This is a genomic window from Streptomyces sp. NPDC006207, from assembly GCF_040613835.1.
GTDB lineage: Bacteria > Actinomycetota > Actinomycetes > Streptomycetales > Streptomycetaceae > Actinacidiphila.
In genome coordinates, this window is record NZ_JBEXSX010000017.1 from 118,112 (window position 1) to 143,346 (window position 25,235).

The 25,235-nt window shown below is 74.2% G+C and carries 19 protein-coding genes; 15 read left to right on the plus strand and 4 right to left on the minus strand.

Features of this window, described 5'->3' with window-relative positions; all coding sequences use genetic code 11:
• Window positions 1-70 precede the first annotated feature (70 nt).
• The 9 genes from ABZ312_RS16450 to ssuE are packed head-to-tail and all read left to right on the plus strand — an operon-like array spanning window position 71 to window position 9,185.
• On the plus strand, window positions 71-1,645 hold the full coding sequence (locus ABZ312_RS16450) for an ABC transporter substrate-binding protein (RefSeq protein WP_500323461.1): 1,575 nt from the start codon (window positions 71-73) through the stop codon (window positions 1,643-1,645).
• 32 nt (window positions 1,646-1,677) lie between these two features.
• On the plus strand, window positions 1,678-2,706 hold the full coding sequence (locus ABZ312_RS16455; RefSeq protein ID WP_499516029.1) for an ABC transporter permease: 1,029 nt from the start codon (window positions 1,678-1,680) through the stop codon (window positions 2,704-2,706).
• Window positions 2,707-2,708: 2 nt separating this feature from the next.
• Window positions 2,709-3,596, plus strand: coding sequence for an ABC transporter permease (locus ABZ312_RS16460; protein ID WP_500323460.1), 888 nt, complete (start codon window positions 2,709-2,711; stop codon window positions 3,594-3,596).
• The gene (locus ABZ312_RS16465) at window positions 3,596-4,474 is read left to right on the plus strand and encodes an ABC transporter ATP-binding protein (RefSeq protein WP_500437948.1); all 879 of its coding nucleotides are present in this window, start codon (window positions 3,596-3,598) and stop codon (window positions 4,472-4,474) included. Before ABZ312_RS16460 ends, ABZ312_RS16465 begins: the two co-directional genes overlap by 1 nt.
• Window positions 4,471-5,343, plus strand: a complete 873-nt coding sequence (locus tag ABZ312_RS16470; protein WP_500323458.1) for an ABC transporter ATP-binding protein — start codon at window positions 4,471-4,473, stop codon at window positions 5,341-5,343. Before ABZ312_RS16465 ends, ABZ312_RS16470 begins: the two co-directional genes overlap by 4 nt.
• 26 nt (window positions 5,344-5,369) lie before the next feature.
• Entirely contained in the window at window positions 5,370-6,710 is a 1,341-nt protein-coding gene (locus tag ABZ312_RS16475; protein ID WP_500437950.1) for an NtaA/DmoA family FMN-dependent monooxygenase, read from the plus strand.
• A gap of 24 nt (window positions 6,711-6,734) precedes the next feature.
• Entirely contained in the window at window positions 6,735-7,775 is a 1,041-nt protein-coding gene (locus ABZ312_RS16480) for an LLM class flavin-dependent oxidoreductase (RefSeq protein WP_500437952.1), read from the plus strand.
• 1 nt (window position 7,776) lies between these two features.
• Window positions 7,777-8,571 (plus strand): alpha/beta hydrolase, encoded by a 795-nt coding sequence (locus tag ABZ312_RS16485; protein WP_500437953.1) that lies wholly within the window; start codon window positions 7,777-7,779, stop codon window positions 8,569-8,571.
• Window positions 8,572-8,627: 56 nt separating this feature from the next.
• On the plus strand, window positions 8,628-9,185 hold the full coding sequence (ssuE, locus tag ABZ312_RS16490) for an NADPH-dependent FMN reductase (protein WP_500437955.1): 558 nt from the start codon (window positions 8,628-8,630) through the stop codon (window positions 9,183-9,185).
• Window positions 9,186-9,215: 30 nt separating this feature from the next.
• Here the strand turns inward: ssuE and ABZ312_RS16495 are convergent, their stop codons facing one another.
• Window positions 9,216-9,710, minus strand: coding sequence for a LysR substrate-binding domain-containing protein (locus tag ABZ312_RS16495; protein WP_500437957.1), 495 nt, complete (start codon window positions 9,708-9,710; stop codon window positions 9,216-9,218).
• Between ABZ312_RS16495 and ABZ312_RS16500 the strand changes: the two genes are divergently transcribed.
• Entirely contained in the window at window positions 9,598-10,437 is an 840-nt protein-coding gene (locus ABZ312_RS16500; RefSeq protein WP_500323451.1) for an AAC(3) family N-acetyltransferase, read from the plus strand. The two genes, ABZ312_RS16495 and ABZ312_RS16500, sit on opposite strands and share 113 nt — an antisense overlap.
• Here ABZ312_RS16500 and ABZ312_RS16505 read toward each other — a convergent pair.
• Window positions 10,430-11,545 (minus strand): hypothetical protein, encoded by a 1,116-nt coding sequence (locus ABZ312_RS16505; protein ID WP_500323450.1) that lies wholly within the window; start codon window positions 11,543-11,545, stop codon window positions 10,430-10,432. The genes ABZ312_RS16500 and ABZ312_RS16505 overlap by 8 nt on opposite strands.
• 169 nt (window positions 11,546-11,714) lie before the next feature.
• Here ABZ312_RS16505 and ABZ312_RS16510 point away from each other — a divergent pair, with 169 nt between their 5' ends.
• From ABZ312_RS16510 to ABZ312_RS16530, 5 genes are all read left to right on the plus strand, one after another.
• Window positions 11,715-13,982 (plus strand): large ATP-binding protein, encoded by a 2,268-nt coding sequence (locus ABZ312_RS16510; RefSeq protein ID WP_500437959.1) that lies wholly within the window; start codon window positions 11,715-11,717, stop codon window positions 13,980-13,982.
• Between the two features lie 68 nt (window positions 13,983-14,050).
• A complete protein-coding gene (locus ABZ312_RS16515; protein ID WP_500437961.1) occupies window positions 14,051-14,956 on the plus strand; it encodes an AAA family ATPase in 906 nt (301 codons plus the stop codon).
• A complete protein-coding gene (locus ABZ312_RS16520) occupies window positions 14,953-15,981 on the plus strand; it encodes a hypothetical protein (protein ID WP_500437963.1) in 1,029 nt (342 codons plus the stop codon). Before ABZ312_RS16515 ends, ABZ312_RS16520 begins: the two co-directional genes overlap by 4 nt.
• Window positions 15,975-18,782 (plus strand): hypothetical protein, encoded by a 2,808-nt coding sequence (locus ABZ312_RS16525; protein ID WP_500437964.1) that lies wholly within the window; start codon window positions 15,975-15,977, stop codon window positions 18,780-18,782. Before ABZ312_RS16520 ends, ABZ312_RS16525 begins: the two co-directional genes overlap by 7 nt.
• Window positions 18,779-20,005, plus strand: coding sequence for a toll/interleukin-1 receptor domain-containing protein (locus ABZ312_RS16530; RefSeq protein WP_500323444.1), 1,227 nt, complete (start codon window positions 18,779-18,781; stop codon window positions 20,003-20,005). The genes ABZ312_RS16525 and ABZ312_RS16530 overlap by 4 nt, the downstream gene beginning before the upstream one ends.
• Window positions 20,006-20,064: 59 nt before the next feature.
• Here the strand turns inward: ABZ312_RS16530 and fxsT are convergent, their stop codons facing one another.
• Together fxsT and fsxC are read right to left on the minus strand one after the other, a co-directional pair.
• Window positions 20,065-24,024 carry an FxSxx-COOH system tetratricopeptide repeat protein gene (fxsT, locus tag ABZ312_RS16535; protein WP_500437966.1) on the minus strand — a complete coding sequence of 1,320 codons (3,960 nt, stop codon included), beginning with the start codon at window positions 24,022-24,024 and terminating at the stop codon, window positions 20,065-20,067.
• Window positions 24,021-25,202 (minus strand): FxsC protein, encoded by a 1,182-nt coding sequence (gene fsxC / locus ABZ312_RS16540; protein WP_500323442.1) that lies wholly within the window; start codon window positions 25,200-25,202, stop codon window positions 24,021-24,023. Before fsxC ends, fxsT begins: the two co-directional genes overlap by 4 nt.
• Between the last annotated feature and the right edge of the window lie 33 nt (window positions 25,203-25,235).

The following is a 25,235-nucleotide window of genomic DNA, read 5'->3' on the forward strand; positions in this document are numbered from 1 at the left end:
CGCGCCGTGCCCGCCGCCACGCCCCCGCCTGCCCTGAGCCGGTCCGGGGGCCCTCGAAGAAAGCACTCACATGCCCGGACGACTCACGCCCAGCCGCCCCGGACCCGCCTCCCCTGCCGCCCGGCGCCCGGGCCGGCTGCGCACCGCGGCCCTCGGAACCGCCCTCGCCTCCGTCCTCGTCCCCGCCCTCGGCGCGTGCGGCGGCGGCGCCGGCGCGTCGACGGGGAGCGCCACACTGAAGTGGGCCTCCTCCTACTTCCCCGCCCACTGGGACCCGGTGGTCTCCGGCAGCGGCGCCCAGTTCCGCGAACTCGCCCTGGTCTATGCCTCGTTGACGCGTACCGACGAGAACGGCAAGGCCGTCCCCGACCTCGCGAAGAGCTGGGAGTACAACGACAAGGGTGACGAGATCACCTTCCACCTCCGCCCCGGCCTGAAGTTCAGCGACGGCGAGCCGGTCGACGCGGCGGCGGTCAAGGCGGCGATCGAGCGGGCCAAGAAGCAGAAGAACTCGGCGCTCTTCGGCGACCTGACCTCGATCGCGTCGGTGGACGCCAACGGTCTGGACGCGGTCGTCCACCTGACCCAGGTCGACTACCAGATACCCCAGTTGCTCGGTGAGCGCGTCCTGCAGATCGCCAGCCCCAAGGCGGCCGCGGCCCCGCAGAAGCTGGACCAGCACCCCGTCGGCGCCGGTCCGTTCGTGGTGGAGCAGCTGATCCCCGGCACCAAGGTGCTGCTCAAGAAGAACCCGGACTACTGGGACGCGAAGAACATCCACATCGACGACGTGGAGCTCACCTCCGCCCCCGACGCGTCGACGGTCGTCTCCGGCCTCCAGACCGGCGTCTACAACTTCGCCGACCTCGAACCGAGTCAGGCGGAGGCCGCCGAGAAGGCCGGCCTGGACGTCTTCGTGCAACCCGGCTTCAACGCCTCGAACCTCAGCCTCAACGTCAACAAGGCGCCGTTCGACGACGACAGGGTCGTCGACGCCGTCCGCCACGCGGTCGACCGCAAGGAGTTCGTCGACAAGCTGACCTTCGGCTACGGCGAGGCGACCGACCAGCCCTTCCCGCCGGGGTACCTGGCCTACGACCCGACGTCCCGGGACCCGTACCCGTACGACCCGGCGACGTCCCGCAAGCTGCTCGCCGAGGCCGGCCACAAGGCGGGCGACGTCAAGCTCGACCTCGTCATCCCGGCGGAGGACCCGCAGGCCGAGATCGTGCAGGCGCAGCTGGCCGCGGTCGGCATCACCGTCCGCATCAAGGTCGACAAGAACTGGGCCACCCCGTTCTTCGCCAAGGACCTGACGTTCTCGCTCTACGGCACCACGGGGCGGGACTCAGCGGTGCAGACCCTCACCGCGCACTTCGGCCCCAACGGCCCGCTGAACCTGAGCACTCCGTACGAGCCGGCCGGCTTCGACACTGCAGTGGCGAAGGTCCGCCGCACGCCGCTGGACTCCCCCGACTACGTGGGGAACCTCCAGGCGGCGACCCGCGCCGGGCTGAAGAGCAAGGCCCTGGTCTTCACCTACTCCTCGCCCAACCTCTTCGCCAAGAGCAAGGCGATCTCGGACCTGCCGAAGAACCCGGCCCACATCGACTGGACCGGCGTGACCATCGCCGGCGGCAGCTGACCACCGTCCACCACCGAAGGGGAGGCAACCTCATGACGACGACCGCCGCGCCGGTCGCCCTCACCCCCCGTCGCGGCGTCGCCGCGGCCAGGGCCCGGCACGCCGCGGGCCGGGTCCTGGCCGCCCTCGCCCGGTCCGTCGCGATCATCGTGCCCGTGTTCCTGGTCGCGACCTTCGTGACTTTCGCGCTGCGGGCGCTGAGCGGGCTCAGCCCCGCACGGATCCAGCTGGGCGAGGACGCGACACCGCAGGCCATCGCCCGGGTCGAGGCCCAGTGGGGGCTCGACCGGCCGTTCCTGGTCCAGTACGGGGACTGGCTCGACGGCATCCTGCACGGGCGGCTCGGCACCAGCTGGGCCAACGGCGCCGACATCTCCACCCTCATCGGGCTCGGCCTGGGCGTCAGCCTCTCGGTCGCGACGCTGGCCCTGCTCATCGGGGTGGTCGTGGGCTTCGCGCTGGGCACGGTGGCGGCGCTGCGCAGCACCACCTGGATCGACCGTGCGATCACCGGATTCGTCACGGTCATCTCGGTGATGCCGGCGTTCGTGGTGGGCATCGTGCTGGTCGTCGTCTTCGCCGTCGGTCTCCACTGGTTCCCCTCCGGCGGCTACGTCCCGGCGGAGCAGGGCGTCGGGCCGTGGCTGGCGCACATCACCCTCCCGGCGATCGCGCTGAGCTTCGACGTGGTCGCCGACGTCGCCCGCCAGCTGCGCGCGGGCCTCGTGGCGGCCCACCGCGAGAACTACGTCACGGGCGCGGTGGTGCGCGGCCTGAGCCCGCGGCGGATCTTCTTCGGTCACGTCCTGCGCAACGGCCTCGGACCGGCGCTCGCCACCCTCGGACTGAAGTTCCCGGCCCTGGTGGGTGCCTCCGTCGTCACCGAATGGATCTTCGGTCTGCAGGGCTTCGGCAGGTTCGCCAACGACGCCGCCCAGGCCGGGGACGTACCCGCCGTCCAGGGCGTCCTCGTGGTGTCGATCGTCCTGGTCGTCTCCTTCAACCTGATCGTCAACCTGGTGCTGGCGCGCGTGACGCCGGCGTCCCAGCGGGGGGTCTGACCATGGTGCGCCGCGTCCTCTCCCTCACCTCCGGCCGGATCGCCGCGGTCGTCCTGACCGTGATCGCGCTGCTGGCGCTGCTCGGTCCCTGGCTCGCACCGCACGATCCCCTGGCCACCAGCGACAACACCCTGGCCGCCGCCTCGGGCTCGCACTGGCTGGGCACGGACTACCTCGGCCGTGACGTCCTCAGCCGGCTCCTGGACGGCTCGCGCGTCAGCGTGCTCGGTTCGCTCGAAGTCGCCCTGACGGCCCTGGTCGTCGGCGCGGTGCCCGGCATCCTGTCCGTCTACTGGGGCCGGGTCTTCGAGTGGGCGACCCTGCGCCTGGCCGACACGCTGGTCGCCCTGCCCTTCCTGCTGTTCGCCGTCGCCGTGGTCGCGCTCCTCGGCAACGGCCTCACCCAGGCCATGCTGGTCACCGGCGTGCTGGTGTCACCGCTGTTCTACCGGGTGGCCCGCGCCGCCACCCTGGCCGTGGCGCGCTCGCCGTACGTGGAGGCGGCGCTCGTCTCCGGTGCCTCGACGGGCTGGATCGTACGCCGCCACGTGTGGGGCAAGATCCTCCCGCCGGTCGCGGTCGCGCTCGCCCAGACCATCGGCGTGGGTTTCGTGATCGTCTCCAGCCTGACCTTCCTCGGCATCGGCGTGCAGCCGCCGGCGCCCACCTGGGGCGGCCTGCTCGCCTCGGACCTGGGCTACCTCAGCCACCAGCCGTGGGCCCCGGTGGCCCCCGCCCTGCTCATCATGGCCACCGTCTGGGCGAGCAACCTGCTCGCCGACGCGATCCGCGACGTCTCCGGCGAGGCGGGACGCGCACTGCTCGACCGCCGCAGGGCCCGCGCCAACCGCCTCGACAAGCCCGACCCCGCCCCCGCCGGAGGTGCGTGATGACGACCGTGTCCGAAGGACTGCTCCCCTTGCCTGCCCCGGGCGCCGCGCCGGGCACCCCGGCACCGCCGGTGCTGTCCCTCCGAGGCGTGCGCATCGGCGACCGCGCGGGCGACCGCGAGATCGTCCACGGGGTGAGCTTCGAGCTCGCACCCGGTGAGGCGGTCGGCATCGTCGGGGAGTCCGGCAGCGGCAAGACCCTCACCTGCCGCGCGGCACTCGGCATCCTGCCCGCGCACTTCGAGGTCACCGGTGGGTCGATCGAGATCGACGGCACCGACATCGCCACCCTGACACGGGCTCGGTGGACGGCCCTGCGGGGCGCCACGATCAGCGCGGTCTTCCAGGACCCGGCCTCCTACCTCAACCCCTCGATCCGGGTCGGCCCGCAGATCGCCGAGGTCGTGCGCGCCAAGAAGGGGCAGCGGCGCCGCGAGGCCCGCCGGCGGGCCGTCGAGCTGCTGCGGACGGTGCAACTGCGCGATCCGGAGCTGGTCTACGGCAGTTACCCCCACGAGCTGTCCGGGGGCATGCTCCAGCGCGTCCTGATCGCGGCGGCGATCGCCGCCGGCCCGCGGATCCTCATCGCCGACGAGGCCACCACCGCCCTCGACGTCACCGTCCAGGCCGGGATCCTCGACACGCTCGCCGAACTGCGCGAACAGGCGGGGCTGGCCCTCGTCGTCGTCTCCCACGACCTCGCGGTCGTCGCCCAGCTCTGCGACGAGGTCGTCGTCCTGCGGGAGGGCGTGGTGGTCGAGCAGGGCCCGACCCGCGCGGTGCTGCACGACCCGCGGCACGAGTACACCCGTCTGCTGATCGCCGAACACGAGCAGTACGGCCTGGACACGTTCCTCACCGTGAAGGAGGACGCATGACGACCGGCGAACCGCCGCGGACGGCGCCGGCCGACGGTGCGGACCCCGCCGGTCCCGTGCTGGAGATCACCGGCCTCGACGTGCACTACGGCCTGCGCCGCCGGCGCCGCCAGGCACTGCGCGGGGTGTCCCTGACCGTCGCGCCCGGCGAGGCCGTCGGCCTCATCGGCGAGACGGGATCCGGGAAGTCCACCCTGGCCCGGGCCGTGCTGGGCCTGGTGCGCGCCTCGGCCGGGTCGGTCGTCGTCGGCGGGGAGGACGTCGCCCGGCACGGCCCACGCCGGTGGCGCGCCCTGCGCCGCCGAGGCGTCGTCCAGTACGTCTTCCAGGACCCCCTGCGCAGCCTCGACCCGGACCTCACCGTCGAGGAGTCCCTCACCGAACCGCTGCTCCTGCAGGGCGTCCCACGCGAGGAGGCGGCCGACCGGGCGCGGGCGTTCCTCCCCCGCGTCCGCCTGCACGAGGAGCTCCTCGGCCGGCTGCCCGGGGAGCTCTCCGGCGGGCAGCGCCAACGGGTCTCGGTGGCCCGGGCGCTGGTCACCGGACCGCGCCTGGTCATCCTCGACGAACCGGTGAGCGCCCTCGACGCGGCCAACCGCGTGCAGGTCCTGGAGATCCTCAAGGAGCTGCGCGCTTCCGGAGTGGCCCTGGTCTTCATCTCCCACGACCTCGGCTCCGTGGCCGGGGTCTGCGACCGCCTCGCCGTGCTCTACCAGGGCGAACTGGTCGAGGTCGGCACCACGCACGACGTCGTCAACCACCCCCGCCATCCCTACACGCGCCTGCTCGTCGGCTCGGCGCCCACCCTGCGTTCCGCCCCGGCGGACCGGGCCGAACGCGAAGCGCTGCGCGCGCTGCTGCGCACCTGACCCCACGACAGACAGGAACAGCCACCATGTCCCGCAGGATCCACCTCGCGCTCCACCCCTACGGCGTCGGCGGCCCCGGCCAGCACGGCCTGTGGAAGGACGCCCGCGTCGCCAAGAACGCCAGCACCGACATCAACTACTACATCGCTCAGGCCAAGGCGGCCGAACACGCCCTCTTCGACGCCCTGTTCATCGTCGACAGCCAGTTCATCAACGCCACCTACCCCGCCCACTACCTCAACCGGCTGGAGCCGCTGACCCTGCTGTCGGCGGTCGCCACGCACACCCGTCACGTCGGGCTGGTCGGCACGGCCAGTTCGACGTACAACTCGCCGTTCAACCTCGCCCGCCGCTTCGCCTCGCTGGACCACATCAGCGGCGGCCGCGCCGGCTGGAACGTCGTGACCAGCTTCGACACGGGCACCTCCAGGAACTTCGGGTTCGACGAGCACCTGGACTACGCCTCCCGTTACGGCCGCGCCCTGGAGTTCGTCAAGGTCGCCCGCGGCCTGTGGGACTCCTACGAGGACGACGCCTTCCCGGCCGACGTGGAACGGGGCGTCTTCCTCGACCCGGCCAAGCTGCACGCGCTCGACCACGAGGGCGAGCACTTCAGGGTCGCCGGCCCCCTCAACCTGTCCCGGTCCCCGCAGGGCCAGCCCGTGATCTTCCAGGCCGGCGTCTCCGAGGAGGGCCGCGACCTGGCCGCCCAGGTGGCCGAGGGCATCTACGCGCCCGGGGGCACCCTCCGGCAGGCGCAGGAGTACTACGCCGACATCAAGCAGCGCACCGCTTCCTACGGCCGCGACCCCGACCACATCAAGATCTTCCTCCACGGCGGTCCGGTGGTCGCCGCCACCGACGAGGCGGCCCGGCGCCGCGAGCGGGAGATCTTCGAGGAGGACAACGACTTCGACCGCAACCTCGCGCTGCTGGGACGTTCCTTCGGCGCCTACGACTTCAGCGTGCACGACCTGGACGCGCCCTTCCCCGACGTCGCGCACCTCGCCGAGAAGGGCGGACGCACGGGCGCGGCCAGGATCATCGAGCGGGCCCGGGCGGAGAACCTGACCCTGCGCCAGGTCGCCCAGTCGGCCAACGAGTTCCGCACCTCCCCCTTCGTCGGGTCGCCGCGGACCGTCGCCGGCACCATCGAGCAGTGGTTCGACGCCGGCACCTTCGACGGCATCAACCTCGCCTTCCGCACCACCGACGAGCTCGAACTCTTCGTGGACGGCGTCGTGCCCCTCCTCCAGCAGCGCGGCCTGTTCCGCACCGCGTACGAGGCCGACACCCTGCGCGGCAACCTCGGCCTGCCGGTCCCCGCCAACCGCCACACCCACGACCGCCTGCTCGTGGCAGACTGAGCACGGGACGGGACGGACAAGGCCATGACCACCGAGCACCCGCGCCTGCGACTCGGCTTCCTCACCCACGTGCAGGGCCGCGACGACGACCCGGTCCGCACCTACCGCAACGCCCTGGAACTCTTCGTCGCCGCCGACGAACTCGGCTTCGACGCCGGCTGGGTGGCCCAGCACCACGTCTCCCTGGGCGGCGGGGGGCTGTCCTCGCCCTGGACGTTCCTCGCCCACGCCGCGGCACGCACCACCCGGATCCGGCTCGGCACCGCCGTCACGATCCTCCCGCTGGAGGACCCGATCCGGCTCGCCGAGGACGTCGCCACCGTCGACACCCTCAGCGGCGGCCGCGTCGAGATCGGCGTGGGCAGCGGCTACAACGGCCTGGAGTACGCCGCCTTCGGCCGGGACGTCGCCCGCAAGCGCGAACTGACCAGCGAACACCTCGACGTACTGCGCAGCGCGCTGGCACGTGAGGAGGTCGGCGCGCCCGGCTTCCGCATCCAGCCGGCCGCCGGCGACTTCGGCGACCGCATCTGGCAGGGCGCCTTCAGCACGCAGGGCGCCGCGTACGCGGCGGCCGCCGGGTCGAACCTCCTGCTCAACCGGGCGGCGTACGGCTTCGACTCCCTGACCGACGCGGTGCAGCGCCCATGGGCGGACGCGTACCTCGACGCCTGGGACCGGCCGCGCCGCCCGCGGATCGGGCTGTCACGGTTCGTGTTCCCGGCCAAGGACCGGCGGACGGCGCTGGGGCAGATCGGCGAGGACGTCCACCGGGCGGCGCTGCGCATGGCGGAGGGCGGCGCCTTCCCGAAGGGCCTGCAGCTGGACGAGGCGCTGCGCCGCTTCCACTCCTTCTTCGGGCATCCCGAGGAGATCGTCGCGGCGCTGCGGCGGGAGCGGGTCCTGCCGGTCGCGACCGACCTGATCACCCAGTTCAACCCCGCCGTCCCCGACCACGACGCGGCGTTGCGCGCCCTGGAGCTCATCACGACCGAAGTGGCGCCGGCGCTGGGCTGGCGGCGCGCGTCCGAACCCGAGCCCCGGCCCGAGCCGGCAGGAGTCTGAGATGACCGAGCAGACCGACCGCATCGACCACGCCGACCACACCGACCACCACGGCCCCGAGGGCCTGCTCGACCGCGGCACGGTCGTCGTGGTGCCGGGCCGCGGCGAGACACGGGCGACCTACGCCCGCTTCGCGCGGCGGCTGGCCGCCGACGCCTACCGCGTACGGGTCGTCGACCCCCCGGAGCCGGACGCGGACGACCCGGCCGGTTCCCTGACCCGGTTCGACGAGCGCCTCGCGCACGCCGTCGAGGGCACCGCCGCCGAGGGCGCGCTGGCCACCCCCGTCGTCCTGGTGGGCGCCGACTCCGGCGCCGTCGCCGTCGCCGCGCTCCTGGGCCGCCCCGGCCGGGCCGGCGTCCGGCCGGACGGCGTCGTCCTCGCAGGGCTTCCCGGCCGTGCGGCCCCTGCCGAGGACGGCGGCTGGGACGGGGAGCTCGACGTGCGCACGTCCTGCCCCACCCACCGCGACACGCTCACCCGGGACCCGCGCGTACGCCGGGGCTCGCTGGGCGAGGCGGTGCCCGACGCCCTGCTCACAGCCGCGTACGAGGCCGAACTCGCCCCGCCCGCGCTCTTCCTCGCCGGTGACGCCGACCCGCTCGCCGATCACGACGCGCTCGCACGCGCCGCCAAGTCCCAGCGCCGCGCCCGGCTTTCGGTCGTCCGAGGCGCCCACCACGACGTGCTCAACGACGTACAGCACCGCTCGGTGGCAGCCGAGGTCGTCACCTTCCTGGAGACGCTGCGCAACGGTCTGGTGCCCGTCGTGGCCGTCGAATCCAGCACCTGGTGACCGCGCCGAGGTCCCCGCTCGCCCCCACCCCGCCCGCCCGAACCCGGAAGGTCCCCATGGCCGTCATCCTGTCCGTCTCCGGAAGCCCCTCCGCCACCTCCCGCACCGCACGGCTGCTGCGCCACCTGGACGACCGGCTGCGGCTCCAGGGCCACGAGGTGGTCCCCCTGGACGTGCGTACGGTGCCCGCCGACGCCCTGCTCGGCGCCGACGTCCACCACCCGGCCATCACCGGGGCCGCAGCCCTGTTCCAGCGGGCGGACGGGGTGGTGATCGGCACGCCCGTCTACAAGGCCGCCTACTCGGGCCTGCTGAAGTCGCTGCTCGACCTGCTCCCGCAGTTCGCCCTCGCCGACAAGACCGTGCTGCCGCTGGCCACCGGCGGCACCACGGCCCACGTCCTGGCCATCGACTACGCGCTGCGCCCGGTGCTGAGCTCCATGGGCGCCGCCCACATCGTCCCGGGGTGGTTCACGCTCGACAAGGACCTCACCGTGGCCGACGACGGCACGCTGACCGTCGCGCCCGCCACGGCCGAGGCCCTGACGCAGGTCACCGACCGCTTCTCCGCCGCGTTGGGAGGCCGTACGACCGTGCTCGCGCCCACGGGGTGAGCCCCTGTCCGCCGTACGCCGCGCGCGGGGTCACATCACGGGGCCGGTCCCCTGGCACAGGTCCCGGATCGCGGTCACGTGCGGGTGCCAGGGGCGCGTGGCCGGCCCGGTGAGGAGCAACCGCCGTTCCACGCGCGGCAGTACGGGGACGAGGGTGAGGCCGCCGGGCAGCATGCTCCCCGCCAGGGAGGGGACGACCGCGACGCCGAGGCCGGCCTCGACCATGCAGAGCAGCGTGCCCAGTTCACGGATGTGCTGGGTGGGGCGATACGGAACCCCGGCCCGTGCGTGGAGCTCCCTGAGCGGATCCGGCCCCCTACCGGGCGGCCGGGCCCGGGCGGGACACTGACTGCGCGGTCGTGCCGGGCGGGGGCGGGTGGGTCCCGCGGCGCGGAGGGGGAAGGGGGACGGGATGGCGGTCGGCTCCACCGAGGTGACGGCTCTGGCGGGATCCCTGACGGCACTCGGCCTGGAAGCGGGCGGGGTCGTCCTGGTGCACGCCTCGCTGCGCGGCGCGGGCGGCACCCGCGCGGGAACGATGCTCGACGCGCTGCTACGGGTGCTGGGACCGCGCGGCACGCTGGTGACGCCCAGTTTCACACCCGAGAACTCCGACTCCTCCTCCGCCCACCGGGCGCGTGTGGCGGGGCTGGACCCGCGGGAGGCCGCCGCCGTGCGGGGCGCGATGCCGCCCTTCGATCCGGCGTCCACACCAGCGCCCGGGATGGGGGTGCTCTCGGAGACCCTGCGCACCGTGGAGGGTGCGGTGCGCAGCGCCCATCCGCAGACCTCCTTCGTGGCGTACGGCCCGGCCGGGGACGCCATCACGGCGGAGCACGGCGCCGACTGCCACCTCGGCGAGCGGTCCCCCTTGGCGGCGCTCTACCGGGCCCGTGCCCGGGTCCTGCTCCTCGGTGTCGGGTTCGACGTGTGCAGCGCGTTCCACCTGGCCGAGTACCGGGTGCCCCGGCCGCCCCTGCGCACCTACCGCTGCGTGGTCGTCAGGGGCGGGCGGCGTTCCTGGTGGAGCTACGAGGACGTGGCCCTGGACGACTCGGACTTCGCCGCCCTGGGCGCGGCGTACGAGGCCGAGGGCACGACCAGGACCGGCACCGTGAGCGGGCTCCGGTGCCGGTTGCTCGACCTGCGGGAGGCCGTCGACTTCGCGGTGCGCTGGATGCCTGTGAACCGGCCGCGACGGGCGGGCACCGGGGCCCGGACCGGTCCCGGTGCCGGGCCCGGGCTCACCTGACGCGGTCGAGGACCCTGCCGGCCCGCAGGAGGTGCAGGTCGTGCCGTACGGCCGCGGGGAGCGCGGCCTCGTCGTACGGCACGCCGTCCAGGAAGTCGCGCAGGCCGACGTCGCCCACGCGCGACATCGTGTACGGCGGAACGGAGTGCCGGGTGAGCACGAGGGGCCCTGGTCCGGCGTGCCCGAGCGCCTCGGCGAAGATCGCGCGCACCCGGTGGAAATGACGTTCCTGGACGCCGCCGATGTCGATGACGCCGACGGCTTCCGCGTCGGAGGGCGTCGTGCCGCCGATTCTTCGCAGCGGCAGCCGGCCGAGGTCGTGCAGCAGCACGTGGGCGGCCGCGTACGCGAGGGTCTGCCGGTCGGAGAGGCTGCCGCCCTTCCCCTGGAGCCGCCGGGCGATCTCCTCGCGGGGCTCCTCCCCGAGCCGGGCGATGGTGTCCTCGATCGGATCCTCGCCCGCGGGCAGGGGGAGGTCGGCGAACAGCCCGTAGTGGCCCGCCATCGGCCCCCGGTCCAGGACGCGGCACAGGTGCTCGGCGAGGAGCCGGCCCTCCTCCGCGACGACCGCGGCGGGCAGGGCGTTGATCCGCGCGCCCAGTTCGCCCACGTAGAGCACCTGCAGGTAGGGCAGCCGGCCCGTGACCGCCTGGACCCGTTCCGCCATGAGCACGGCGGGCAGCACGTAGCTCAGGGCACGCAGCGGCATGCGCACCGACGCACCGAACACCACCCGCAGGGCCGGAGGTCCGTACACGGCGGCCTTGCCCACCACGTCCAGGAGCGGCTCCACTCCCCCCTCCGGCAGCCCGCGGACGTACCCCTGCAGCCGGGCCGTACGGCCGACGACGGCGTCGAGGAGGGCCGGGCGCACCCGGTTGACCACCCCCGCGGCGGCTCCGTACTCCGAGGGCCGGAACCGGGCCAGGCACGAACGGACGTCCGCCTCGGCGAACGGGACCATGGTGTCCTGTCCCATCAGCGGGATTCCGCGCAGGACCGCGGTCAGCAGGTTCTCCTGCCGCTTGCCCAGGCCCGGGGGCGCGGAAGGGGAGGGCGCCGGCCGCGGGCCGGGACGGGAGAGCGTCGCGGGGTCGACCCCACCCATCAATGAGTCGTACATATAAAGTGATAGCCAGTCATACATGTGCTGCGGAACGGGTCATGACGAGACGTCAGCGGATTCTTCCATGATGACGCCAGTGCGGGCGTCCGTGACCGCGCCCGTTCGTACCGGTTCGGACGGGTGGGGGATGAAGAATACGTACACCTACGCCGTGAGTTACCTGCATGGCAGGGACGAGGCCTGGGTGGCGCGCTTCCTGGACGACCTGGACCGGCGGCTGGGCACCTCCCCGGTCCGTTTCGTCAGGGCGGCCACCGACGGCGGCCGGGGCCCGGCCTCGCCCGGGGTGGCGACGGCGGACCGCGTCCTCGTCCTGTGCTCACCGGCCTACTTCAGCGAGGGCCCCGCGGACGCGGACTGGGCGATGCTGGCCCACCGCACGAGCCTGGACCGGGCCCGCGGAGCGGCGGAGAACGGCATCGTGCTGCCCCTGCTCTGGGAACCCGTGCTCCAGCGGATGCCGGCGGTGGTCGCCGAGGCGGACACGTTCACGGCGGGGCAGCCGCCCGAGTACCGGACCCACGGACTCGCGTTGATGACGATGCAGGCCGCGCGCCACCGGGCCGCCCTCGACGAGGTGCTCGGCAACCTCACCCGATGGCTCACCACCGCTCCCCCCACCGGAAGCGGCCCCGCCCCGCAGGACATCCCCGCCGAACTCCCCCCGGCCCTGACCTCGGACGACACCCGGTTCACCGCCCTGTACCGCGGCCAGCTGACCGGCACCGCGCCCGGACTCACCGGCGGGCGCCCCCTGGGCCGGCGACTGAGCTGGCAGGACGGTCCGTCGCGACGGCACACCCCGTCCGGGGAGCCGGCGGCCGCGGGACGGCGGCTGCTGCTGGTCGGCCCGGCGGGTTCCGGGCGCAGCGCCGTGCTCGGGCACCTGGCGGACCGCGTCGCGGCCGGCCCGAGCGGAGCGCCCTGGGGCTGCCAGGTGGCGTTCACCCTGCGGGCGGACACCGGCGGCCTGCCCTCCCCCGACGGGATCGTCCAGGCGGCCGCCCCCTCGCTGGCCGCCCGGGAGCCCGCGGGCTGGACCGCCCGGCAACTGCGCGGCGGGCGCGCGCTGCTGGCCGTCCACGGCCTGGACCGCGCGCCGGTCCACATGCGCCCCGCGGCCTGGGAATGGCTGCTGCGCACGGCCGAGCACTACCCCGACGCCGTGATCCTGGTGGAGGCCAACGGCAGTTCGGTGCCCTGGCACCGGATCGACGGTGTCTTCACCCCGGTCCTCCTCGACCCCCTCGACCCCGCGGAACGCGAAGCCCTCCTCGCCGGGGGCGATCCCCTCGCCGGCGCCCCCGGCGGCAGTTCCGCGCTCACGGCCCTGGCCGACGACCCGCTGCTCGCCGACGCCGTGCGCTGGCCGTCCGCCGCGGTCGCGGTCCGGCACGCGGCCCGAGCCGCCGGGGACCGCGGGCCGGACCGCATGGATCTGCTGCGCGCCGCGGTGGCCGCCGTCTGGCGTCCCGACCGGGAGGCCGCCAACGCGCGTACCAGAGTGCGCGACAGCGTCCTGCGGGCGGCGGCCGGCGGCCTGGCCGCCGCGACGCTCGGGTCCGGCGACGCCCCGCTCCCGGCCGACACGGCGCTCGACGCGCTGTACGGACTCAACGCGCCCGGCCTCACCGGCAGCGTTCCCCCCGCCCGGCTGCTGTCGCAACTGGCCGATGAGGCGGGCATCCTGTACGCGCCGGCTCCCGCGACGATCGCCTTCGCCGGCGAGTCCGTACGGCAGTACCTCGCGGCGGAGCACCTTGCCACCCACCCCGGCCCCGACGGCGACCGGATCCTCGCCGAGCACCTCGAACGGACGGGGTCCGCCGGGCTCGCCCGTCTGGTCGCCGAACTGAGCGCGGTCCGCAAGTCGCTCCCGGACGTCCCCGGTCTCCTGGAGCACGGTGCCACCGGCCGGCGCCTGACGGCATCGGCGGCGCCGGGGATGCGGGCCACCGGTCCCGTCGTCGTACGGTCCGCGGAGGAACTCTCGGGCCTGGCGGCGCGGCGGCACGCCGCGCCCGAGGTCTGGTGCCAGGGGCCGCTCGGGGAACTGGAGGCCGTGCTGCCCGGGATCCCCGGACTGCGGAACCTGGTGATCCTGGACCACCCGGAGATGACCGCGGTGCCGGACCTGAGCCGCTGCGCCGCGCTCCGGTCGCTGCGCCTGTCGAACTGCCCCCGGCTGCACGACCTGACCTCCCTCGGCGCCTCCCCGGTGATGTTCCTGACCATCGCGCCCTGGCTCCCGTCCCTGGACCTGAGCCCGCTTCGGCGTGCGCCCTGGCTACGGAGGATCGACCTGGTGACCGCCGCTCCGCGGGGCGGCGACGACGCCGTCCGCGCCCCGCGCGTCGGGCGGGCCGACGTGCGCGTGCTCGCGCCGCCGGGGCCCCCGGGAGGGCCTCCCGGCCTGTAGATCAGCCGCGACGCGGTCCGTTACAGTGGCGCCACAGCGTGTGGTGGCATGACGTTCTCGGGGGGCACATGCGGTACACCAAGGTCTTCGACCCGCAGGCGCCCGGCGCCGTCGGGGAGACCGGCGCCGACGCATCCTCGGGGCGTCAGGACGACCAGGTGTACCTGTTCGACGAGGACACGGTGCTCGCCGTCAACGTCGCGCTGGTGACGCGCCGTCCGCTGCTCGTCCTCGGCCCGCCCGGCTCCGGCAAGTCCACGCTCGCCCCCAACGTGGCACGCGTCCTGCGCTACCGCTTCTACGCGGAGGTCGTCACCGCCCGCACGGAGGCACCCGACCTGCTCTGGCGCGAGGAGGCGTTCCGTCAGCTCAACGACGCCTCCCGGGGCCAACTCGGCTCGCCCGGCGACCAGCCGTACCACAAGCCCGGCCCCTTGTGGAAGGCACTGGACCCCGCCCAGGACGACACGGCGCCCGACGGTCTGCGCGACCGTCCCGCCGTGGTCCTCATCGACGAGATCGACAAGGCGGACCCCGACCTCCCCAACGCGCTCCTCGACCCGCTGGACAACCTGCGCTTCGAGGGCCCGGACCGCTCCCGGGTCACGGTGCGCCCCGAGATCGGGCCGCCGCTGGTCGTCATCACCAGCAACGAGGAACGCGAGTTGTCGGCCGCGTTCCGGCGGCGCTGCATCCCGCTGCGGCTGCAGGTCCCCGGGCGCGCCCACCTGCTGGAGGTCGCCCGGCTGCACATGGGATCGGACTTCGATCCGGAACTCGGCGCCGAGGTGGCCGACCTCTTCCTCGCCCAGGGCTCCGGTACGGGACGTCTCGCGGCGGCGAGCACCGCGGAATACCTGGACACGCTGCGGGCGTGCCACGAGATGGGGCTGACCGCCGATTCCGAACTGTGGCGCAGCGTCGCGCGGTTCGCCATGGTCAAGGACACCTACGAGCCGACGGCCTTCGCGTGAGCCGCGGTCCGGTGCACGCCGGCGACGTCGTGCGCGCCGCCGCCGCGCTGGGCATCGCCGACCCCGCCGGCGTCCTCTCCCTGGTGCGCGCCATGGGTCTGCCCGGCCCCGGACCCCGGCCCCCGGAACCGGACGGCCCGGCGACGGAACCCCGGCGGGGCACCGAACCCGCGCCGCCGGCCCGTCCCGTCGGCCGGACGGTGCCCGGGGACGGCGGCGGCGTGCCGGAGCCGTCCCCGCGGACCGCCACCGGCGCCGACCCCGCGGGCCGGTCGGTCATCACCTTCGCGCCTCCGCGGACCCCGCCGGGACCCGGGCGACCGGCCGGTGAGCCGGCGGGTCCTGAGGAGCCGCTCTTCGCCGACCGCGGGGAGGTCACCGAGCAGCCGCCGTCGCCGCCGTGGAATCCGCGCACCCAGCAGGCGATCATGCTCACGGTGGCGGCCACCGAGGCGCTCGGCAGGGATCTGGACCACCGCAGGCTGATCGACCTGATGGTCCGGCGCCTGGGCGGCAGGCCGTCGTCCGGCCTTCGCCTCCCCTACCGGCCCCGCCCCACCACCCGGGCAGGGCTGCACGTGCTGCTGGACCGGAGCCCTTCCATGCGGCCGTTCCGCCACGACCACCAGTGGGTCGCCCGGCTGGCGCGGCAGGTACTCGCCCCCGACCAGCTGCGGATACTCGACTTCCGGCTGCCCCAGGGCGCCAGCGCGGACGGCGGCCGCACCTGGGGTGCGGCGGTCCGCCCGGCACCCGGCAGTCCGGTGCTGCTCGTGTCCGACCTCGGCCGGCTGCGCCCTCCGGTGGCGGTGCGCAACCAGGCGTCACCGGCCGACTGGCTCGCCTTCCTCGGCCGGCTGAAGCACGCCGGCCACCCGGTGACCTGCCTGACCCCGTTCAGTCCTGACCTCTACCCGCCCGCCGTCCGCCGGTTGGTGGCCCTCGTCCCGCTGGACCGCCGTACCTCGGTGTGGTCGGCGCGCTCCCAGATCAGACGGCTGCGCCGCCGGAGGCAGGCATGGTGACGGCGGCGGCCGGACGGACCTCCGCGGCCAGGCTGATCCACGAACAGCGCCAGGAGGAACCGGACGTGGTCCGGCTGGCCCAGTCGCTGAGCCTGGCGGCCCAGGCCGAACCGTACGTCGTGCGTGCCGCGCGCCTGCGGTTCGTGCCGCGCAGCAGCGCCGGGCTGGAGGCCCAGCTGTGGTTCTCGCCCCTGGTCGAGGCCGCAGGCGGCCTGACCATGGTGCTCGACCCCGCGGTGGCTGCGGTCCTGCGCCGGGACCTCGCCACGAACGACCGCGCCCTGCTGGCCTCCGTCCGCAGCTTCACCGAACGCGCCCACCACGACGCGCCGCTGGCGGTGCGCACCTTCGAGACCCTCCTGTGGGCCGGCACGGCGCAGGCCGTGCCGGCGGAGGGCGACATCCGGCGGGAGCTCGAACCCTTCCTCGCCCAGGTGCTCTCCGACGGCCCCGAGGCCCTGGAGGCCGGCCGGTGGGCGATCCGTCACCTGCCCCGGCTGCCCGACGCCGTACGGGACTCGGCACCCGCGAGGCGCCTGCGCATCGCCGCGGCCGAGCGCCTGGGCCTGGAGCTGACGCCCGCCGCGGCGGGCCTGCTCCCGGAGGAGGTGACGGCCGTCCGCCGGATGGTCCACCGTGACGTCGACGTCGGGATCCGAGCCGAGCCCGGCGGCATCGTGCTGACCAGACCTCCCGAACGCGACGCCCAGGTGTGCCAGGTGAGCGGGGCCGCCCGGGTCAGGCTGCGCCTGCGCGCCGCGCTCCCCGGAGCGGCCTGGCACGAACTGGACCTGCACGACCGCAGACGGGCCGCCGCGCCCCTGGACGTGGTGGCTGCGGCCCGGCTCGACGGCAGCCTGGACGGCGCCCGGGCCGAACTGGGGGACGTGGTGCGCTGCGTCTGGGCCGGGGAGCACGGAGCGCTCGCGGTCAGCGCGGCGGGCCGTACCGAGATCCGGGTCGACGCGGCCGGACGGGTGCTGGTCGCGGACCTCCCGGTGCCCCCCGACCTGCTCGCGGTCGCCGACGCGGGCCCGCCGAGGGCGGCCGCGGCCGGCGGCTCCGGGCTCCAGGTGGTCGGAGCGGCCCTCGACGCCTCGGGCGAGGTGACCGCCCATCCGTGGTCCCCGGCGCCGACGGCCCTGGGCTGGGCGGCGCCGGGCGGGCCGGGCAGCGGCCCGGCGGTCCTCTGCGTGGCGGAGGGCCGGAAGGTGCACCTGCTGGACGACGGCGATCCGCGGCGCGTGGTGCTGACCCTCGATCACCCCGCCGACGTCACCCACCTGTGGACCTCGGTCTCGGCGGCCCTGATCGCGGTCGCGGACGCCGAGGGAAGGGTCGTGGCACGTCACGCCGCTCCCGGGAACGGCATGGTCTCCCGCCGGTTCGCCACCGGGGGGTCCCCGGTGACCGCGCTCGCGGGCGACCCGCTGACCGGGGACGTCGTCTGGGCCACCGAGGACGGCCGGGTGTGGCTGGCCCGGAGCCCGGAGGACGACGCGCGCGATCCGGTGCCGCTCGGCCGGCTGCCCCGGCCGGCCACCTCACTGGCCGTCTCCTCCTCCGACGCCACGGTGGTCGCCGCGGACGGGGGACGCCACCTGCTGCGACTGCGTCGTCCCGCGGCCGGCGACCCGGAGGACCCCGGCTCCGCGCCGCTCCCCGGCGCCCGGCTGCCGTTCCAGGTGCGCGAGGTGTTCGCGGCCGGCCGGGGCCGCCTGATGCTCACCGGAACCGGCGGGCCGGTCGAGATACGGTCCGAGGACGGCAGGGTGCACCTCGTCCTGCCCTACCCCGCCGCCGCGTCCACTTCCGCGTCGCAGGCGCCGGGGCCGGGGCCCTCCTGGCTGCGCGCATCGGTCGGCGTCGCGCTTCCCGGCCCCGGTCCGGAGGCGCCGCCCGAGGATGTGCTGCGAGCCGCCCGCCGCTGCGGCATCGGCCACATCCGGCTCTCCGGGCCGCACCCGCATGACCCCCGTCGCACGGACCTCGTGGTCGAGCGGGCCGGGGAGGCCGGACTGCGCGTCGTCGCCGGCCTTCCCGCTCCCCCACCGGAAGCCGCGCCCGCCGACGTGCTGCTCGACGCGCAGCGTCTCCTCGACGCCCGCGTCGACGCACTGCTGCTGGAGGACCTGGCGGCCTGGCCCGCCCACCTGCTGGACGACCTGCGGCACCTGACGGACGCCTACACCGGTGCGGGCCTGATCGGCATCGCCGGCCCGGGGACCACCGGCGGGCCGGAGGAAGCGGCCCCGCGAAGCGCCGTCCATCTGACCGTGGGCCCTGCGCCGCTCCCGCGACCCGGGGCCTGGACGGTCCCGCCGGGCACGGCCTGGGTGCTCCCGGATCGGCCGCCGGCCGATCCGGGGGTCCTGCTGGCCCTGCCCGGCTGCCACGAGGTCCCCGCCGGTCTGCTGACGGCCACGGGGCACCGGGCGGAGGCGCTGCGCGTCCTGCTCTCCGTCCGGGCACGGCAGCAGGCCCTGGTCCACGGTTCCGTCGACGCGGCGCTGCCCGAACCGGTGCCCGGGGTGACGGCGTTGTGGCGGCGCCACGGCAGCGAGGCCATCCTGTGCCTGGGCAACGCCGGCGACGCGCCGGTCACGGTCACCGTACCGGCGCCGCCCGACGGGCCCGAGCTGGTCGGGATCGCGACGCTCGGCGCCGCCGCGGGGGAGCCGCGGCCGCTCTCCACCGTACGCCCGTCGGCCGGCGGGTACACGATCACCGTGGCCCCCGGTGCGACCCACTGGCTGAGCCTGTGGGAGAGCACCGACCCCGGATGGCGGCCGGGCGCATGAACGGGACGACGTCGCGCCCGCTGGTCTTCCTCAGCCGCAGCGAACCGCCCGGCTGCACCTGCACCTGCTGGCCGGCCAGGAGATCGGTGATCGGCCTGCTCGAGGCCGCCGGCTGCGAACCGATCGTGATCGACCGGCAGACCCTGGTGCCGGGCCAGGACTGGATGGAGGCCATATCCGACGGCATGGGCAACGCCCACGGCATGGTGCTGCTCGCGTCGCCGCACGCCGTCGAGTCACCGCACGTCCAGAACGAACTGGCCATGGCGGAGCTGCGCAACCGGCACGACGGCTTCCCGATCATCCTCGTGCTGCTCCCCGAGGTCGACCGGGAGGGCCTGGAGGCCAGCAGGCTCGGTTCGCTCAGTCCCACCCGGCGGCAGAACATCGACTGGCCCGTCGACGGGGACCTGGCCGACGTCGTCAGGGACATCACTCCCCAACTGGAGCTGATGCGGGCCCAGGTCAACGAGGACCGGGTGCACCAGCGGGTCGTCCAGCACCTGCGCGAGGTCGACGGGCCCGTCCTCAGCCGTGCCGGGGACCGGCTCGGTGTCTCGCGGGAGATCCTGCTGCCCCTGATGCACCACCGCGTCGCCGAGGGGCTGCTCACGGAACGCCGCAGTGAGCCCCAGGACGATCCGCTGCGCGCGGCCCTCACCGAACTCCTGCCGCTCCAGGCGACCTCCGGATCGCGCGAGGTGATCGAACTCAGCGTCACCCATGCCCGGGTCCCCGCATCGGACTCCCGGCGCATCAACGAGGTGCTCACGGCCCCGGCCGCCCCGCGGGCCGCGGTCCTGCCCGCACACTCCACCGAGACCGCCCGGCGCTTCGTCCACCGCGCCAGCGGACAGCCCGTGGCCTGGGACCACTTCGTCGTGCCCATCGACGTGGGTTCCGGCGTCGCGGAGAGCCTCATCGCCGGAGTCCGGGACCACCTGACCGAGGTCGACGTCCACGACCTGGAGACCCTGCTGCAGCACGAGCACGACTTCGGCCCGGTGGTGGTGATCGTGCCGCATCCCCCGGACCCCGACCTCGTGGCGCGGCTCGGCGAGGAGTTCCCGGCGGGCGTGCTCTTCCTCTTCGTGGTGGACGGCGACCTGCTCGGCACCGCGCCCGATCCGCTGCCGCGGCTGCAGGGGCTGCCCCGCCCGCACGAGGAGGAGATGAACCGCACCATACGCACCTTCGTGCGCCGCTACGCGGGCCGCAACTGACGACGAGCCGCCCCCGGGATCCGGGAGCGGCTCGTCGTGGCGGCGGTCCGGCCGCCGGGTCAGATCGGCGGCATCTCCAACTCGAAGTCGATGCGCCGCTGTTCCCTCATGGCGACGGTCGTGGGGTGGGTGTCCCCGAACCGGGCGGCGGACCGGCGCGTGATCTCCCGCACGCGGTCCTCCGCACCGGGGTCGCCGAGGCGCATCCGGTCGACCGCGAGGTTGTACTCACCGCAGAGCACGCGGGGGTGCCGGTCGCCGAAGAGGGACAGGAACTCCCGGTGCGCACGCTCGTCCTCCGCCACCGCCTCGTCGTACCGCTCCAGCTGGGCGAGGACCCCCGCCACGTCGGCCCGGCAGGCGACCGCCGCCGGATGCCCGCCGCTCACGCGCCGTTCGAGCGCGGCGAGCGTCGGACGTCCCAGGTCGAGGGCGGCCAGCGGTTCTCCGCCCAGCCTGCGGGCGATGATCAGGTTGGTCGCCGCGGCGAGCGTGAACGGGTGCTCGGCGCCCAGCGTCGTGTGGTAGTTCGCATGGTTGCGCTCGGCGATCTCCCGGCCCTCGTCGAAGGACGGGACGCTCTGCGTGCCGGCCAGCGCGAGCAGGTCGCAACTGAGGTTCGCCGCGCAGGCCAGCGTCTCCGGGTGCCGATCGCCGTACCGGCGCCGGTACTGGTCGTACGTCGTGCGGGACAGGGCCTCCGCCGCCCGGAACTCGCCGAGCCGGCGACGGGTCACGGAGAGCGAGGCGTCGGTGCGCATCACCTCGGGAGAGTGCTCCCCGGACAGGGCGACGTAGTGCTGCCTGGTCTCCAGCAGCAGTTCGAGCGAGCCCTGGTAGTCGCCCATCTCGCGGCGGTCCAGCGCGGCACCGAGCGCGTAGCGCGAGCAGGCGGGGCTCCTGACCCCCAGCACCTGACGGGCCGTCTGGTAGGCCTCCTCGGCGAGTGCCAGCGCCTCACGGGGGCGTCCGATGAGGTTCAGCGACACGCCGTAGTTGTTGATGGCGCGGAGCGTGTCCGGGTGGTCGTTCCCCACCGACCGGCGGTACCGGTCCAGGGTGTCCGCGTCGGACTCGCAGGCCTCCGCGTAGCGGCCAAGTCCGTTCAGGTCGGCGCCGACGTTGCGGGCGGTGATGAGGGTGTGCGGGTGGGCGAGACCCAGCGCCGGGTGCTCACGCTGCCTGCGCAGGGTGTCCGAGTCCAGTTCGAAGGCCTCGGCGTAACGGCCCATCGAACGGAGCGGGTTGGCCAGCTGCGCCGCCAGGCGCAGGGTGAGCGGGTCGTCGGCGCCACGGTTCGCGGTCCACGCGTCCAGGGCCCGGCGCCCCAGACCGATCGCCGCCAGGTGGTCCTTGACCAGCCACAGGTTGCGGACCTGGCTCACCACCCACTCGCCGACCTGCGGGTCGACGCTCTCGATGGCTCCGGACGGCTCGAGGTGCGGGCGGAGCTCCGCGAAACGCTGGAGCGACGCCGGGTGGTCCTCCCCCTGCGAGGGCGAGGGGAGCGCGCTGGCCAGCACGAGGTGGGCCTGGCTCCTGGTACGCGCCAGGGCGTCGGGGTCCACCGCCATCCACTCGCGGACGAGGGCCTGCAGGAGCCGGTGCACCTGCAGCGAGCGTCCCTCCAGGCGGGCGAGGGCGTACCTGCTCAGATCGCGGATGAGGTAGCCCATGATCATCGGGTCGCGGAGCGCGGAGTCGGACTGGGCCAGCTCGTTCCGCATGCCGTCGCTGTAGAGCAGCGAGTCCGCGATCGGCTCGGGTGAGAAGAACGAGCACAGTTCCAGCAGGCGGACGGCCGCGGGCCGCTCCGCGCGCAGCCGCTCCACGGACAGCCGCCAGACGGCGGGCAGTTGGGTCTGCCGCTCGAACTCCCCCGCGGGGCCGGCGCTCAGCACCTCACCGACGCGGCTGCGCACCTGTTCCAGGTAGGTGTCCACCGGCATCCCGGTCTCCCGGAGCCACGCCGCGGCGAGTTCCACGGCCATGGGCAGGTCGCCGAGTTCCTCGGCGATCCGGTCCGCGTCCTGACGGGTCAGGTTCTCCACGCGGCGCCGGAGCAGCGCGACGCTCTCCGCCCGCCGGAAGACGCCCACTTCGACGGTGGCGGGGCCGCTGTCGGACTCACGTGCGGTGATGATGACGTGCCCCGGCCCGTTGGAGGGCAGGTAGTCCTCGAGCCGGCGGCCGCTCTGGCGGGTCTCCTCGTCGTTCGCCGCATTGTCGTAGACCAGCAGCCACTTGCCCCGCCTGCCGCTCTCCAGCTCGGCCAGGGTCGCCATGGCCAGGTCCTCGGCGGTCTCGCCCTGGACGCCCAGCTGGACGCCCAGGTTCGCCAGGCTCTGCGGGATCAGGTCGGTCTGCTCCGCCGGGATCCAGTGCACCAGGTCGTACTGGGCACCGAAGCGGTGGACGTACTCCAGGGCGATCTGCGTCTTGCCCATGCCGCCGAGCCCGTAGAGGAAGAGCCGGTCCGCCGGCGTGTGCACGTCGTCCAGGGAGTCCTGGCCGAGGTCGTCCCAGAACTTGTCGAGCTCCTGGTCCCGGCCCGTGAACAGGTTGTACCGGGGCGGGGCCTTGAACGTCGAGGGGGCTTCGCCCGGGTACCGGGTGCGGCCCGCGACGGGCTCGTTGAGGGCCGGCACCCCGATGAGCGCGGTCACCCGCTCCAGCGCCGTCGCGGCCGTCATGCCGACCAGGGAGAACCCGGGGAGGCTCGCCAGCGCCGTCGGGGTCTGGAACTCGCGGGTCCGCAGGCCGAGGATCCGCGGACCGTCGCCGCGACGGTCGGCGGCCTCGACCAGGGTGACCAGTTCCTCGGCGACGTTGGTGTTCACGAAGTCCGGTGACAGCAGCGCCAGGACGGTGTCCGCGGCGGTCGCGGGGACGGGCGCCAGCGCGGTGGCGCTGCTGGGGCGCAGTGTCACCGCCACGCCCGCCGCCTTGAGCTGGTCGGCGATCCACTCGGCCCACAGCCGGTCGCGCAGGGCGTGGTCGATGCGGACCCGCGGGGTGGCCGCGCCGGCCACGGGCACCCGGTCGAACCGCTTGACCAGCGACGCCCGCTGTTCCTCCGCCATGTGCCCGATCGCGGTCACCTCGCCGCGCGTGATGACGGACGTGAGGCGTTCGTAGGCGGCGAGCAGCGTGCCCTGGTTGCGGATCGGGTCCTTCAGGGTCGCCAGGACCTCTTCGTAGGCGTAGTAGGGGCGGTAGGGGATCTCGATGTCACCCCAGTACCGGTCCGGGTCCGGGTGCGCGGATTCGTCGAGGAACTCCTGGAAGCGGCTGCGCGCGTGCTGCCGGGCGGTGTCCAGCCGGTCCTGCTCGGCGGGGTCGACGCGCATCGGCACCGGCAGGATCGTCACATGGGGGGCGAACCTGCGGACGTCGCGCGCGACGTTCGCGCCGCCGTCTACGGACTGGACGTTGAAGGTGAAGCAGTTCACGAGGACGTCGGGCAGCAGGAGCGTGGTGATGCCCGAGGTGTCGCTGAAGCCCGTACGGCTGTCGATCAGCGCGTAGTCGTAGCCCGCCTGCATGTCCTCGCGCAGGGCGTGCAGGAACGCCTTCCCGTTCCGGTTCTCGTAGAAGCCGCGCCAGTCGTAGGTGTTGACGTTCTCGGAGTACTCCGGGGTGCGGCGGCCCGAGGAGACGAACTCGATGAAGCCGCCGCCGGGGAAGGAGCACTCCAGCGAGTGCGCGTGACGGTCGACGCGTGCGTACGTCCGCAGGCCGTCCGTCAGGTGCGGGCTCATCCGCTCGAATTCGCGGACGAGGTCGATCACGCCCGGCGTGGAGCTCAGTTCGGGGTCCCGCAGGAAGGGGGCGAAGTAGCGGTGCAGACCCGGCGCCTCCAGGTCCCAGTCCATGACCAGGACCCGTTTGCCGTTCGTGGCCAGGATCCAGGCGACGTTCGCCATGGCCATGGTGCGGCCCGTACCGCCCTTGAACGAGTAGAACGTCACTACGGTGCCGGGCCCCTGGGCGCCGGGACCGCCCGAGTCGTGCGTCATGAGGAAGACCTTCCGAGCAGGGGGAACGAGTCGAGGCCACCTGTGGGCGTGGGCAGGCGCTGAGCGACCTGTGCGGACTTCATGGCGTCGTTCTGGGCGCGGACCAGGGCCTTGCGGAGCGCGGCGGTGAACTTCTCCTCGTCGGGCAGTCCCCAGCGCTCCAGTTCCGTGGCCTGGCCGCGCAGCGTGGGCAGCACCTCGTCGAGGGCGGCGTCCAGATCCTCGGCGTGCTGCCACGACTGGGTGTCGTCCTGGTTGCGCGGTTCCAGCACGGCCGTGCCCTCGGGCACGGCGGCGTCGAGCGAGGTCAGCAGGCGCTGCTGCCGCTCGGCCTTGGCCGCCCAGGCGTCGACCAGCAGGACGACCAGTTCCTCCGGCCGCGGTCCTGAGCCCACCTGTTCCACGGTGCTCTCCTCGAGCGCCAGGACGTCGGGGGCGAGGTCCAGTTCCGCCGCCGTGTCGCAGAGCAGGGAGGCCAGCTCACCGGGCCGCCCGGGTGCGTACGGGGACCAGTCGACGGGCGTGGTGCCGTAGTACTCGCGAGCGGTCCGCTCGCCCGGCAGGTCGTCGGCGGCCGCTGCGGCCACGACGAAGCTCACCGTCTGGTGTCCCGGGTACGGCGGGAGCGGCGGTGCACCCTGTCGCCTGCCGGTCGCGTCGAAACCGGCGGCGTCCGGGAGGTGCTGCCCGAGGGCGGCCGCCACCCGGTCCGCGAGGGCCGCCACCACCAGCCGGTAGTCCTCGGCGTACCGGGCCTTCAGCCGCAGGAGGTGGAGCAGTCCTTCACGGGCGTAGGCGGCCGAGTCGGCGGTCAGCGGACCCTTCCGCCGGACGACGGGCGGCAGCGGCTCGGTGGCCGGCGCCCAGACCACCGGGATGATGGCGTCCGCGCTGCGTCCCGTCCGGGACCACAGCACCTCGGCCCGGTGTTCGAAGTAGGACCATTCGGTGGCGCAGTAGGACTGGCCGAAATACGCCGGTGTATAGAGCGCCACCATGGTGGTCGCACCGCGCATGCGCTCCACCGTGGCCTCGGGTGACCGGGGTGTGCCGCTCACTCCGACCGACTCGGGCGACTCACCGGTCCGGGCGGCGACCGCGTTGCGGAGGTCCCGGAATAAGGTCGCCGTCCACTCGTCGTCGACCCCGCGGATATGGCTCATGTAGAACCGGCTCATGGTGACTCCGTCGCGCGTGTCGGGACGCCCCGC